We start from the raw sequence: 14,492 nt of genomic DNA on the forward strand, positions 1-14,492 counted from the left end.
GGCGTCCACGGCCGGAAGGAGAGCTGTTCCGTGTTGCACAGAGGTCTTGTCGGGGGCCGAGCACGCTCGGGGACGCGCACACGGATGGGGAACCCGCCCAATGAGGGCACGGAGCCAAGATCGTGCTCGCCGTGGGAAGTCGAGTGAGCGTAGCTCGATGCGGGCCCGGGTGAGTCCGTGGCCGGCTGATGACGACGGAATTAACGTTGACGGTGTCCGCCCTACGGGGCACCCGGTGAGTAGGATGGTTGCCGCAGCGGCGCGCCGGCGTGGTCGCGATCGTCCCGGAACCGAAAGGACCGGAATACCGCTTCCATGGAGCTCGGGACAAGTAGGTGACGAATGATCTGTGCCTGCTTACGGACTTGGGACACCGGCGGGAGGGAAGATCTTGAGTTCGTCTCATTGCTGAGGATCGAATGTGATGAAGACAACCGCTCTCGAAAAGAATAGCGGTCTTCATGGCGAAACATTTGTGATGCAAGTATGCGTCGTCGGCTTGTCCGGTATTTTCCTGTTCTCCGCGGGACAAGTTGCCGCTACGATGGCAAACCATGATCCCATACATGCGTAGAGTGTTATCGGACCGATTTATGCCGCATCGCGAAGGCATCAGGACTTTTTGGTGGCGGCGCATGGGACTTGTTACCGACAGGCCGAATTTTGGTGACGAGCTCACATCCGGAATCGTCCATGGACTCGCCGGAGTTACGTGCACTTGGGCTCACCCCAAACGGAGTGAATTCATCGGTGCCGGGTCCATCCTGGAAATGGTGCAGGGCGCGGGTGCGCCAAGTGGGCTGAAGGTATGGGGTTCGGGATTCATGGCTAGCGGCACTGCGGGGGGGAGAAATTGGGATCATCCCGATTTCGATTTCTATGCGGTTCGGGGAGAACTCACTCTCTCACGTATCCGTCCGGTCCGAGATGTAGCCCTCGGTGACCCTGGCCTACTTGCCAGTAGAGTCTACCCCCGCTCACCGGTAGTGACTGGAAAGGTTGGTCTTGTCTACCATTATGTGGATGAGAAAGACGAGGTTGTACGAGCCCTCGCGCAACAGGGGCGCGTCGCACTTATCGACCCGTCCAGAGAACCCCGCGATGTCATTGCCGACATTACTGAATGTGAGTTCATCTTCTCGACGAGTCTTCACGGCCTTATTGTCGCCGATTCGTTCGGCATCCCGAATGCTTGGATCGCGCTGAGTGGCCGGATCGGTGGTGGTCGGTACAAGTTCGAGGACTACTATTCCGCCTTCGGTGGGACCGCAACACAGTACGATGCTGATCTCGTCTGGGATCCGGAGGCTGTGGAGGACCTGAAAAGGGGATATTGTGCTGTTCCAAATCTGAAAGAAATTCAGAGCAGGCTGATTCGAGCAATACCGTACCTGTAATGTTACATCGTAGAATCTCTATCACCGACGGGCAATGCTCTCGCCCCGCCACCAAGGCCGCGGATGCGTGATATTGACGAATGACTCTTGTACAGCGGAAGAAAAATTGCGTGAACAAGCATGTTCGCGATGAGTAGAAGACGCAAACCCAGATAGTCGTGTCCGTGGCGCACGAAAGTTCTCTTTGTCGCTCTCGTATATGAGAGGTAATCCTTCAAACTGCTATTTCCTCTACGTCCGGAAACCGAAAGGAGCATATCCGCTGCTTGACCGAGCTGAAATCCATGCTTCAAGAGGCAGAGGGAAAGATCGACGTCCTCATGGACGTCCCTAGATACGGCCGTGCTGTTCTCCACGGTCTCCCAAGCGCTTCGACGAATGGCCATATTAGCACCAGACAATACAACGACTGGGCGCGATCCTTTTGAGCGCCAGCGCCTTGAGAAACGATCGAAAATCGTGCGTTGCAAGCCGGCTACGGGCGACTCATATAGATATGATAGTCCTGTCACTGCAGCATACCCTGGTTGTTCCCGGAAGAATTCGTGAATCGCCCTAGCCCACGAATTGCCCACGATCGTATCGGCGTCTACGCGCGCTATTATGTCACCCGAAGTGGCGTTGAATCCCGCATTCCGGGCATGCACCACTCCCGGTGTCTGTTCCGAGATGACAGCAAACTTCTCAAAACGGTCACGGAAGAGCATTGCAATATCGCGCGTGCGATCGGTCGAATTGTTGTCGACAACCACAACTTCGTCAATCCATTCACGGTTGTGCGCGAGGGTCGACAGGCATTTCCGGATATACCGTTCCTCGTTGTAAGCGGGCACTACAACAGAGAGGGTTACTCGGCTCATGGCGATCTACGCTACCCATGAAGCGGAGTCCACGCTGGACAGGTGGAGCTGAGTGTAAGATATGTCACTTTAGAATTCCTTAGGGTGGCTCTGCCGTCGCCGTGCTATAATCCGCTGTTTTCGGGTCATATTCGCGTGTTGACGCTGCGGTCCTGCAGGATCTGTTCTCGGCCGGTAACTTTCTTTGCGACCAGGGACGTCGGGGTGCCTCGGTCGGGAGGAGTTTGATACGTGACGCACGCGAAATCCGACCAGGAAGGACCACGGTTCGGAAGAGTGACAGCGCCCGGTTCAGGCAGGGTTCGAACCCCAGTTTCGAGCCGTTCCAATCGACGTAGTGGTCGTCGGGGTGTGTTGTTGCCGCAGTTGTTGGTGTCGGCGGTGGAGTCGGCCGGTGATGCGGTGGCGGTGGTGGAGGGTTCTCGGTCGTTGTCGTATCGGGAGCTCGATGCGGTGTCGTCGCGGTGGGCGCGGTGGTTGATCGGTCGTGGGGTGGGGCCGGGGGATGCGGTGGTGGTGGCGGTGCCGCGGTCGCTCGAGTCGGTGGTGGTGTTGTGGGCGGTGGCGAAGTCGGGGGCGACGTTCGTGCCGGTGGATCCGGGTTATCCGGCCGAGCGGGTGCAGTTCATGGTGGCCGATTCGGGTGCGGTGTTGGCGTTGACGGTGTCGTCGGTGGCGCAGGTGGTGGCCGAGGCGGCGGGGTCGGTGCCGGTGGTGGCGGTCGACGAGGTGTCGGTGGCTGCGCGGGTGGGGCAGTTGTCGTCGCGTCCGGTTTCGTATGCGGATCGGGTGCGTTCGCTCGAGCTGTCGGATGCGGCGTGGATGATCTATACCTCGGGGTCGACGGGGCGGCCGAAGGGTGTGGTGGTTTCGCATGCCGGTATCGGTGGGGTGATGTCGGCCGAGCGTGAGCATTTCGGGGTCGATGGCTCCTCGCGGGTGTTGCATGTGTGTTCGCCGAGTTTCGATGTGTCGTTGCTCGAGTTGGGGGTGGGGTTCTCGGCGGGGGCGACGGTGGTGGTGGCGCCGGCGGGGGTCGGTGGTGGTCCGGATCTGGCGGATGTGATTGCGTCGCAGTCGGTGTCGCATGTGTTCATGACGCCGGGTGCGTTGGGGTCGATGGATCCTGCGGGCTTGGACGATCTGCGTGTGGTGGTCGTGGCGGGTGAGTCGTTCACCCCGGATCTGGTGCGGCGGTGGTCGGTGCCGGGTCGGCGGCGGTTCTTCAATGCCTATGGTCCGACGGAGACGACGATTCTGGCGACCTCGTCGGCGGAGCTGGTGCCCGATGCGCCGGTGGTGATCGGGTCGGCGATCGCGGGGGTGGGCGCGTTCGTGCTCGATGAGCGGTTGCGTCCGGTGCCCGAGGGTGTGGTCGGTGAGTTGTATGTGGCCGGGGCGCAGGTGGCGCGAGGCTATCACGGTCGGTTCGGGTTGACCGCGGCGCGGTTCGTGGCCGATCCGTTCACCCCGGGTGGCCGGATGTATCGGACGGGGGATCTGGTGCGTCGCGGCGGCGATGGGGTGTTCGAGTATGTGGGGCGCAGTGATTTCCAGGTCAAGATCCGGGGGTTCCGGATCGAGCTGGGGGAGATCGATGCGGTGTTGTCGTCGGTGCCGGGGGTCGGTTTCGCGGTGACGGTGGGGGCGGCGTTGGCGTCGGGGGAGTCGGCGTTGGTGTCGTATGTGGTGCCCGAGGCGGGGGCGGTGCTCGATCCGGCGCAGGTGCGGGCGTCGGTGGGGGAGGTGTTGCCCGGTTATATGGTGCCGTCGTCGGTGACGGTGCTCGACGAGGTGCCGCTCACGCCGGTGGGGAAGGTCGATCGGGCGGCGTTGCCGGCGCCGGTGTTCGAGGTGGCCGAGTATCGGGCGCCGCGGACGCCGGTGGAGATCGCGGTGGCCGAGGAGGTCGCGCAGGTTCTGGGGGTCGAGCGGGTCGGGTTGGACGATTCGTTCGTCGATCTCGGTGGTAATTCGTTGGCGGCGACGCGGTTGGTGGCGCGGTTGTCGGCGCGGTTGGGGTATCGGGTGGCGGTGCCGGTGGTGTTCGAGGCGTCGTCGGTGCAGGAGTTGGCGGCCCGTCTCGACACCGACACCGCCGGTGCCGGGGTCGGGAGTGTGGTGTTGGCGGCGCGGCAGCGTCCGGATCGGGTGCCGTTGTCGTTGGCGCAGCAACGCATGTGGTTCCTCGGACGATTCGATTCCTCTGCGGCATACAACATTCCGATCGTCGTCCGGCTGACCGGAGATCTCGACGCCGCGGCGATGCAGGCGGCGGTCCGCGATCTCGTCGCTCGGCACGAGACACTCCGCACCGTCTACCCCGAGATCGACGGTGTCCCGGTGCAGGAGGTCCTCCCGATCGAGGCGTTCCTGCCGGATCTCCTGCCGGTCGAAGTCGATCCCGACGCCGTGCGGTCCGAGGTCGACGCCGTCCTTTCGACCCGATTCGACGTCACCCGTGAGGTTCCGGTCCTGGCCCGACTGCTGCGGTGCAGTAGCAGTATCGAAAACGACAGTGATGCAACGGAACACGTGCTCGTCGTGGTCGTCCACCACATCGCCGCCGACGGAGCGTCGCTCGCGCCGCTGACCCGCGACCTCGCCGCCTTCTACGCCGCCCGCGCGACCGGGACCACGGCCGAGTTGCCGCCGCTGGCCGTCCAGTACGCGGATTACGCACTGTGGCAACGGGATGCGCTCGGTGATGCATCCGACCCGGAATCGGTCGCCGCGCGGCAACTCGACTACTGGCGGCGCGCCCTCGACGGGTTGCCCGACCAGCTCGATCTGCCCACCGACCGTCCCCGGCCGACCGTGCAGTCGCACCGCGGGGGCAGTGTCGACGTCGAGGTCGACGCCCACGTCCACGAGCAGTTGCGCGAACTCGCCGCGCGTCACGGTGCGACCCCGTTCATGGTCGCCCAGGCCGCCTTCGCGGTGATGCTCGCCCGGTTGTCGGCGACGCGCGACATCGCCATCGGCACCCCCGTCGCCGGGCGCACCGATCCGCTGCTCGACGACCTCATCGGCATGTTCGTCAACACCCTCGTCTTCCGGACCGTCGTGGACCCCGCCGAATCCTTCGACGAACTCCTCGACCGCAGTCGCGCGACGGTGCTGGAGGCCTTCGACCACGCCGACCTGCCGTTCGAGCGGCTCGTCGAAGCGCTCGATCCGGCCCGATCCCTGGCACGGCACCCGCTCTTCCAGGTGGGCCTGTCGTTCCAGAACCTCGCACCGTCCCGGCTCGACCTTCCCGGTCTGTCCGTCGAGAGTCTGGTCCCCGACACTCGTATCTCGCAGTTCGACCTGCATCTGCTCGTCGGCGAACGCGTCGACCAGGACGGGCGGTGCGGCGGGCTGGCGGGTCGGCTCACGTATGCGGCCGACCTGTTCGACGAGGAGACCGCCCGCTCGTTCTCGTCCATGTTCACGCGCGTGCTCGCCGCACTCGTGGACTGCCCGTCACGTCCCGTCGGCGATGCCGACATGATCGGAGAGGACGAGCGGACCAGGCTGCTCGACATCGGCAGGGGAAAGTACCGCCGGTCGGACGCATCCGTCCTTCCCGATCCGTTCCGGGCGCACGCCGATCGTCGCCCCGATGCGATCGCCCTCGTTCACGAGGGAACGTCGGTGTCCTACAGGGAATTCGACGAGCGTGTGAACCGGTGTGCGCGTGCGCTGATCGCGGCCGGTGTCGGCCCCGAGACCCGGGTCGGCCTCATGATCGGACAATCCGTCGAGTTGGTCGTCGCGATGTACGCGGTGTCCGTCGCCGGCGGAGCTTACGTTCCGCTCGACCCCTCCCTGCCACCCGGACGCATCGCGCAGATCGTCGCGGCCGCCGAACCCGCCGTCGTCGTACGTGTGGGTGGGGCGTCCGCAGCCGTCGATCTCGGCGGTGCCGCGGTGATCGACGTCGACGATCCGGCCCATGCCGGACTGTCCGCAGCGCCGGTGACCGATGCCGAACGGCTCGCCCGGCTGCGACCGGAGAACATCGCGTACGTCCTGTTCACCTCCGGTTCGACGGGGGTCCCCAAGGGTGTTGCGGTCACCCATCGTGCGGTCACCAATCAGATGTGTTGGCTGCGAGAGCGATTCGACCTCGGACCCGACGACGTGTCGGTCCTGCACACCCCGGCGACCTTCGACCTGTCGGTCTGGGAGTTCTGGGGCTGGTCGACGTGCGGTGGCCGGCTGGTGATCGCCGACCGGGGACGCCACCCCGACCCCCGCGCCATGATCGCCCTGCTCGAGCGTGAACGGGTCACCACCTTCCACGGGGTTCCGACCATGCTCGGCATGTTCCTGTCGGGGGTCGAGAAGCGACTTCCGTCGACGTTGCGGCGTGTGCTGTCCATCGGTGAGTCCCTGCCCGCCGCGACCGCGCGGGAGTTCGCCGCCCGCAGCGACGCCGAACTGGTGAATCTCTACGGGCCGACGGAAGCGGCCGTCTCGGTGACCGATCACCCGGTGACCGACGCCGACGTCCACGGCGTGCCGATCGGGACACCGGTGTGGAACACGGGCGTCCACGTGCTCGACGACCGCCTCGGTGCGGTCCCGCTCGGCGCGGTCGGGGAGTTGTACCTGTCCGGCGAGCAACTCGCGCGCGGTTACGTCGCGCGGGCGGGTGAGACCGCCGGCAGGTTCGTCGCCGACCCCTTCGGCAGCGGAGGGCGTCTCTACCGGACCGGGGACCTGGTGCGCTGGGTCACGAGCGCACGCGGACCCGAACTCGACTACATCGGTCGCCGGGATCTCCAGGTGAAGATCCGCGGGTTCCGGATCGAGCTCGGTGAGATCGAGGACGCACTCCGGGCATGCCCCGGCGTCGCTGCCGCGGCGGCAACGGTGCAGCAGGATGCACATCGTGGCGACCGCGTGGTGGCCTTCGTGGTCGTCTCGGACGGCACCGAACCGGACACCGCCGCCCTGCGGACCTCGCTCGGCGAACGGTTACCGAACTACATGGTCCCGGCCGACATCCGCGCGATCGACTGCCTGCCGAAGGGGAGCACCGGCAAACTCGATCGGAACGCCCTCCCACTCGTCCCGGCCGCGCCGGCCGAGCACCGTCCGCCCGCCACCGCCGTCGAATCCGCCGTTGCGAAGGTGTTCGGGAAGGTCCTCGGCATCGAGTCGGTCGGACGTGACGACGACTTCTTCCGCTCGGGCGGTACCTCGCTGGTCGCGGTCCGGGCGGTCAGCGAACTCGCGGCGGCGCTGGAGCGTCCCGTGCCCCTCGAGTGGCTGTTCGCCCACCCCGTCGTCGCCGAACTGGCGGAGCGGATCGAACGCAGCGAGCGCGACGGTGAGGAGTCGGCGTCCACGGCGTTCGACGTCGTGTTCCCCCTGCGCACGGGACCCGCCTCCGGTGAGCCGGTCTTCTTCGTCCACCCCGTCGTCGGCCTCGCCTGGGGATTCTCGCGGCTCGCGGAGTTCATCGACGCCGGTCGTCCGGTCTACGGACTGCAGTCGCCCGCGCTGTCGGGCACCGAGGAGCTTCCCGGATCGATCCGGGAATGGGCTGCCCTGTACGTGGACGAGATCCGGCGCGCGCACCCCGACGGGCCCTACCACCTCGTCGGGTGGTCTATGGGCGGAGTGATCGCGCACGAGATGGCCGTGCAACTGCAACGACACGGGAGCTCCGTGGACTCCCTCGTCCTGCTCGATGCGCACGTCCCGGCCCCGCTACCGGAGTCCGTCGATCCGCAGTCGGTGGCCCTCGCGGCCCTGAACGGTCTCGACAACGGTGACCGCGCCACGCCGAACGTCGGGGATATCACATCGATTCTCGGGCGTGGCGAATTCGACAGCGACGTCTTCCCGTCCATGGAGTCGTTTCTCGGCGGCATCAGTCATTCGTTCGACGTTCTCGAGCGGCACTACCCGGGACGCTTCGACGGCGACCTGCTCTTCGTGGGGTCGCGGAGTTCGGCGTCGCCGGAAGACGATTCCCGGAGGGACTGGACCGAGTTCGTCACCGGACGGGTGCACCGCCACGACATCGACGTGTCCCACTGGGCGATGACGGGCGAGCACGCGTGTCGCACCGTCGGCCCGCTCCTCGCCGCCTGGTGCAACCGCCGTGTATGTCCGAATTGCGAAGTCCGCAAGCGCGACTCGACACTCCGTGTCGGGCACTGATGTGGCAGCGTTCGTACTCCTGTGCGAGACTCGTGTAGTTCGGCGTACGTGATCCGGCTGTCGGGGGCCTGATCGCGTCGATACGCCAGGGCGCGTGCCTGTTTCGGCGTGCGTTCATCAGCCGTACCGTCCCCCGGCGCGAAGCGGGGAGTGGTATGACGACGAATGCGATGGACTTCGACTCGGCCCACTCGGACGAGGGATCCGTTTCCGGGATCCGTACGTCGGGCAGCCCTCGGAGATTGCGCCGCAGCGCACCGACCGCATCGTTGCCCCATCTGCTCGCCGTCGCCGTCGAACGGAATCCGGACGGCATCGCCGTCGTCTCCGAATCCGGCGCTCTCACCTACCGCGAACTCGACGCGGGATCGTCACGCCTTGCCCGTCTTCTGATCTCGCGCGGAATCGGTCCCGAGGACTGCGTGGCGCAGTTCCTCACGCGCTCGCTCGAATCCGTCCTCGCGACATGGGCGGTGGCGAAGACCGGCGCGGCGTTCGTGCCCGTCGACCCCACCTATCCCGCCGATCGCATCGCCTACATGCTGGACGATTCGGGGGCCGGGCTCGTCCTGACCACCGAGGAACACGCCGGCACGCTGCCCGGTGAGGTACCCGCACTCGTGCTCGACACGGCCGAGGTGCGCGACGAATCGGCCGGGATGTCCTCGGAGCCCGTCTTCTTCGACGAGCGACGCGGTGTCGTCCGTGCGGAGAACGCGGCGTACGTCATCTACACCTCCGGCTCCACCGGTCGCCCCAAGGGCGTCGTGGTGACGCATTCGGGGCTCGCCAACTTCTGCGCCGAACAGGTGGAGCGCTACGGACTCTCGTCGCAGTCGCGCACATTGCATTTCGCGTCACCGAGTTTCGACGCCTCCGTGCTGGAACTCCTGCTGGCGGTGGGTGCGTCGTCGACGATGGTCGTCGCCCCGCTGACCGTCTTCGGCGGGTCGGAGTTCGCGGATGTCGTGCGGAAGCACGGGGTCACACACGCATTCGTCACACCCGCTGCGCTGGCCTCGGTGGACCCGGCCGGTCTCGAGGTACTCGGCACCGTCGCGGTGGGCGGCGAGGCGTGCCCGCCCGAACTCGTGACGCGATGGGCGCCGGGCCGCCGCTTCCACAACGTCTACGGACCCACCGAGACGACCATCGTCTCGAACATCTCCGAACCCCTCACCCCGGGCGACCGGGTGACGATCGGACCTCCGATCGGCAATGTCACGGAGACCGTGCTCGATTCGCGACTCCACCTCGTCCCCGTCGGTGTCGCGGGCGAACTCTACACAGCAGGGCCGGGGGTGGCCCGCGGGTATCTCGGTCGCCCAGGGCTCACCGCAGCGCGATTCGTCGCAGCGCCGGGAGGTGCGCGGATGTACCGCACCGGCGACGTCGTGCGCGGACCCGAGACGCCCTCGTCGGGCATCGTCTACGTGGGCCGTAACGACTTCCAGGTCAAGGTCCGCGGATTCCGCATCGAACTCGGGGAGATCGACGCCGCACTCGCGTCGCACCCAGGGGTCGACTTCGCCCTCACCGTCGGCCGCGAGACCCCTGCCGGCGAGACCCAACTCGTCTCCTACGTGCACGGCACCGACGACCCGCTCGATCCGGGCAGCCTCGTCGAACACGTCGCCGGCGTGCTCCCGACGTACATGGTCCCCGCCGCGGTCGTGCCCCTCGACCGCATCCCGCTGACCCCCTCCGGCAAGGTCGACCGCGCGGCGCTTCCCGAGGTGGGAACGACCGTCGCCGAATTCCGCGCTCCCGTCACCGCTTCCGAGAAGGCCGTCGCCGATGTCTTCGCCGATGTCCTCGGTGTGGACCGGGTCGGACTCGACGACGACTTCTTCGATCTCGGCGGCAACTCGCTCCTCGCGACGTCCGTCGTCGGCCGCCTCCGCGCGCGTCTCGGCGTCACAGTCCGCGCGGCCGCGCTGTTCGACGAGCCGACCGTCGCGGCACTCGCCCGGCACCTCGACGCGGCCGGCTCCGATCGCGCGGTACCGCTCGTCGCCGGCCCGCGACCCGCACACCTGCCGCTGTCCTACGCGCAGCAGCGCATGTGGTTCCTCAACCGCCTCGATCCCGAATCCGCCCTGTACAACATCCCTCTCGCGGTGCGTCTGACCGGTGGGCTCGACGTCGACGCGATGCGCGCGGCGTTCGCCGACCTCGTCGAGCGTCACGAGACCCTCCGTACCGTCTACCCCGAGATCGACGGTGTGGGTGAGCAGCGCATCCTCGAACCGGGAGCACGCGTCGTCGACGTTCCGGTCGAGCAGGTGCCCGCCGGCGAGTTGCCGGAGCATCTCGCGCGCGTCGCGGGCCGCGGATTCGACGTCACGGCCGAGGTTCCGGTGCGTGCGCACCTGTTCGCGACCGCACCCGACGAGCACGTGCTCGTCCTCGTCCTGCACCACATCGCCGGCGACGGCACCTCGCTCGCGCCGCTCGTGCGCGACCTCGTCACCGCGTACACCGCACGTGTCGGTGGGCACGCGCCCGACTGGGTGCCCCTGCCGGTGCAGTACGCCGACTACACGCTGTGGCAACGGGAGGTCCTCGGCACCGACGACGACCCCGAATCGATCGCGGGCCGTCAGCTCGCGTACTGGACGGGCGCGCTCGCCGGTGTCCCCGAGCATCTCGATCTCGCCACCGACCACGTGCGACCTGCGATCCTCGGCGCGGGCGGCGGTGCCGTGCGCGTCGAACTCGAGGACGACGTCCACGAGGCGATCACCGGCCTCGCCCGCCGGGCGGGAACCACCCCGTTCATGGTCGTGCACGCCGCACTCGCCGCACTCCTCGCGCGCCTGTCGAACACCCACGACGTCGTGATCGGGACCCCCGTCGCCGGTCGCTCGGCGCCCGAACTCGACGGTGTCGTGGGCATGTTCGTCAACATGCTCGCGCTGCGCACCGAGGTCGATCTCGGCGGCACCTTCGCCGATCTGCTCGAGCAGGCCCGCACGGTCGACATCGATGCCTTCGACCACGCCGACATCCCGTTCGAACGGCTCGTCGAGGTGCTCGACCCCGTCCGGTCGCCGTCCCGGCACCCCCTCTTCCAGGTCGGGTTGTCGTATCACAACTTCACCATCGACGCGCTCGAGCTGCCGGGCCTGCGAGTGGAGGCGCTCGACGCGTCGTCCTCGTCGGTCCGCTTCGACCTGCACGTGACGATCGTCGACAAAGGCGTCGACGGCGGACCGGGTGGATTCGACATCGAATTCGGTTACGCTACCGACCTGTTCGAGGAACCCTCGATCCGGCGCATGGTCGACCGCTACCTGCGCATCCTGCGCTCCGTCGCCGAGGACGCCGACGTCGTGGTCGGCGACATCGACCTGCACGAGCCCGACCAGCTCGCCGCGATGCTCGAAGCCTGGGAGGCCGAACAGCTCGCGGTGGGCCCCGGCCGGACCCTCGCCGACCTGTTCGACGATCAGGCCCGCACGACGCCCACGGCGTGCGCGCTCGTCGACGCGAACAGCGAACTCACCTACGGGGACTTCGCCGACCGGGTGCGACGCCTCGCACGGATGCTGATCGAACACGGCGTCGGTCCCGAGACGGTCGTCGCGCTCCCGATCCGACGTTCGATCGACCTCGTCGTCGCGATGTACGCGGTCGTCGAGGCCGGCGGTGCATATCTGCCGCTCGACCCCGACCACCCGCGCGAACGCGTCGAGTACATCCTCGGATCCGCCGACCCCGCCTGCATTCTCACCACGAGCCGCGACCGCCTCGACCTGCCCGGCGACCGGCCGACCATCGAGGTCGACACCGTCGACCTCGCTGCCTACAGCGGCAAGGAGATCCGCAACGCCGACCGCCTCGCCCCGCTGCGCGCGAGCAACGCCGCCTACGTGATCTATACGTCCGGATCGACGGGACGGCCGAAGGGCGTCGTCGTGCCGCACGAGGCGATCGTCAACCAGCTCGTCTGGAAGCGGAAGGAATACCGCCTCGGCGTGGGCGACGCCGTCCTGCTCAAGACTGCAGCGACCTTCGACCTGTCGGTGTGGGAGTTCTGGTCGTCGCTGACCTCCGGCGCGAAACTCGTCGTCGCCGCACCCGACGGCCACCGCGACCCGGCCTACCTCAACGACCTGATCCGCCGCGAGCACGTGACGACCCTGCACGTCGTGCCCTCGATGCTCGACGCGCTGCTCGACGACGCCGACGGCGAACTGCCCGACTCGCTGCGACGAGTGCTCGCGATCGGTGAGGTGCTTCCCGTCGACACGGCCGAACGCACCCTCGAGCGGTCGCACACCGATCTCGTCAACCTGTACGGGCCGACGGAGGCGGCGGTCTCGGTGACCGCGCACCGCGTCACCGAGACGGGGGAGAGCTCGATTCCGATCGGCGGCCCGATCCCCAACACGCAGGTCTTCGTCCTCGACGAGCGGCTGCACCCGGTGCCCCCGGGAGTGGCCGGAGAGCTCTACCTCGCAGGAACCCAGCTCGCGCGCGGCTACTCCGGCCGACCGGAGCTGACCGCCGAGCGGTTCGTCGCAAACCCGTTCGGCGACCCCGGCACACGCCTGTACCGCACCGGCGACCTCGTGCGCTGGCGGTTCGACGACGATCAGCTGTCGGGCACGCTCGAATACCTCGACCGGGCCGACTTCCAGGTGAAGGTGCGTGGTTTCCGCATCGAGCTCGGGGAGATCGAGTCCGCGCTGCGGGCGCTGCCGCAGATCCGCGACGCGGTGGTGACGGTGCAGCACGGCGACCGGATCGTCGCGTTCGTCGTCCCCACCGGCGGAGCCCCCGACATCACCGCGATCCGCGGCGCGCTGGCGCGGACGCTGCCGTCCTACATGGTCCCGCAGGGCTTCGTCACCCTCGACGCCCTCCCGCTTAACGTCAACGGCAAGGTCGACCGCAAGGCCCTCCCGGAGGCGGAGGTCGTCACGGCGCCCTACCGCGCCCCGCGCACCGGCACGGAGGCGACGGTCGCGTCGGTCTACGCCGAAGTGCTCGGCAGCGACGACCCGGTCGGTCTCGACGACGACTTCTTCGGTATCGGCGGCAACTCGCTCAGCGCGGTCAAGGTCGCCGCGCGCCTGCGCGACCGCCTCGACGCCCACGTCGAGCTGCCGTGGTTGTTCCTGCACCCGGGTGTGGAGGAACTCGCCGCCCGGATCGACTCGCACAGCACGTCCGAGACGGACACGCTCGGCACTGCCGGGCTCGACCCGCTGCTGCCGCTGCGTTCCGGTGGGGACGGTGCACCGGTGTTCTGCATCCACCCCGTCACCGGCCTCGCATGGGGCTTCGCCGGCCTCGTGCCGTACCTCGGCGACCGTCCCGTCTACGGTCTGCAGTCGCCCGCGCTCGGCGAGGCGGACGACCTGCCCGGCGACATCGACGCCTGGGCGGACGAGTACGTCCGGCTCATCCGGCAGGCGCACCCGCACGGCCCCTACCATCTCGTCGGATGGTCCATGGGCGGCATCCTCGCCCACGCCGTCGCGGTCCGGCTGCGACGGGCGGGGGAGCAGGTCCCGACCCTCGCGATCCTCGACGCCTACCCCGAGACCGGGGCCGCGCGGGCCGACGCGCAGCCCACCGCGGCCACCGCCCCGACGGTCGCGAACGTGCTCGGCATCCCGGCCGAGGGCCCGGCTGCGGAGATCCCCCTCACCGAGCTCACCGCCGAGAGCGCGCAGCAGGTGGTGCAGGCTCTGCCGGCTCCGTTCGACAGCCTGTCCCCGGAACGGATCACCCGGATCGTCGAGGGCGTCCGGCACTCGTACTCGGTCCTCGCGACGCATCGTCCCGAGGTCTACGACGGTGACCTGACGGTCTTCATCGCCGAGACCGATCGTCCGATGTCCTCCACCGAGGCCTGGTATCCCTACGTGAACGGGCTGGTGACCACGCGTGAGGTGCCGGTCTCGCATTGGGACATGGCCACCAGGAAGGCGTGGGCGGTCATCGGACCCGCCATCGGTCGCCGTCTCGACGAGAGGCGCTGACCGGCCACAACTCGACATCCCGCCACGGTGGGGCGGCCCGCACGGGTCGTCCCACCGTGGCGTGCGCGCCCACGGCC

The 14,492-nt window shown here is 67.5% G+C and carries 4 protein-coding genes; 3 read left to right on the forward strand and 1 reads right to left on the reverse strand.

The window, feature by feature from the left end; translation table 11 throughout:
* Nucleotides 1-635: 635 nt before the first annotated feature.
* The gene (locus M3330_RS18075) at nucleotides 636-1,397 is read left to right on the forward strand and encodes a polysaccharide pyruvyl transferase family protein (protein ID WP_157741786.1); all 762 of its coding nucleotides are present in this window, start codon (nucleotides 636-638) and stop codon (nucleotides 1,395-1,397) included.
* 2 nt (nucleotides 1,398-1,399) lie between these two features.
* On the opposite strand, the gene M3330_RS18080 is transcribed toward M3330_RS18075, so the two are convergent.
* Complete coding sequence (locus M3330_RS18080; protein ID WP_080678480.1) at nucleotides 1,400-2,257, reverse strand: glycosyltransferase family 2 protein; 858 nt, start codon at nucleotides 2,255-2,257, stop codon at nucleotides 1,400-1,402.
* A 351-nt stretch (nucleotides 2,258-2,608) separates the two neighbouring features.
* Here M3330_RS18080 and M3330_RS18085 point away from each other — a divergent pair, with 351 nt between their 5' ends.
* Together M3330_RS18085 and M3330_RS18090 are read left to right on the forward strand one after the other, a co-directional pair.
* On the forward strand, nucleotides 2,609-8,419 hold the full coding sequence (locus M3330_RS18085; protein WP_255025830.1) for a non-ribosomal peptide synthetase: 5,811 nt from the start codon (nucleotides 2,609-2,611) through the stop codon (nucleotides 8,417-8,419).
* Nucleotides 8,420-8,574: 155 nt separating this feature from the next.
* Nucleotides 8,575-14,415 carry a non-ribosomal peptide synthetase gene (locus M3330_RS18090; protein WP_033098812.1) on the forward strand — a complete coding sequence of 1,947 codons (5,841 nt, stop codon included), beginning with the start codon at nucleotides 8,575-8,577 and terminating at the stop codon, nucleotides 14,413-14,415.
* Nucleotides 14,416-14,492 lie beyond the last annotated feature (77 nt).

It is taken from the genome of Rhodococcus sp. GA1 (assembly GCF_024321955.1).
Lineage (GTDB): Bacteria > Actinomycetota > Actinomycetes > Mycobacteriales > Mycobacteriaceae > Rhodococcus > Rhodococcus pyridinivorans.

Bases quoted from the DNA above. Each gene is read 5' to 3' on its own strand.
- M3330_RS18075 (WP_157741786.1), top strand. From the start codon at position 636: ATGGGACTTGTTACCGACAGGCCGAATTTTGGTGACGAGCTCACATCC.
- M3330_RS18080 (WP_080678480.1), bottom strand. From the start codon at position 2,257: ATGAGCCGAGTAACCCTCTCTGTTGTAGTGCCCGCTTACAACGAGGAA.
- M3330_RS18090 (WP_033098812.1), top strand. From the start codon at position 8,575: ATGACGACGAATGCGATGGACTTCGACTCGGCCCACTCGGACGAGGGA.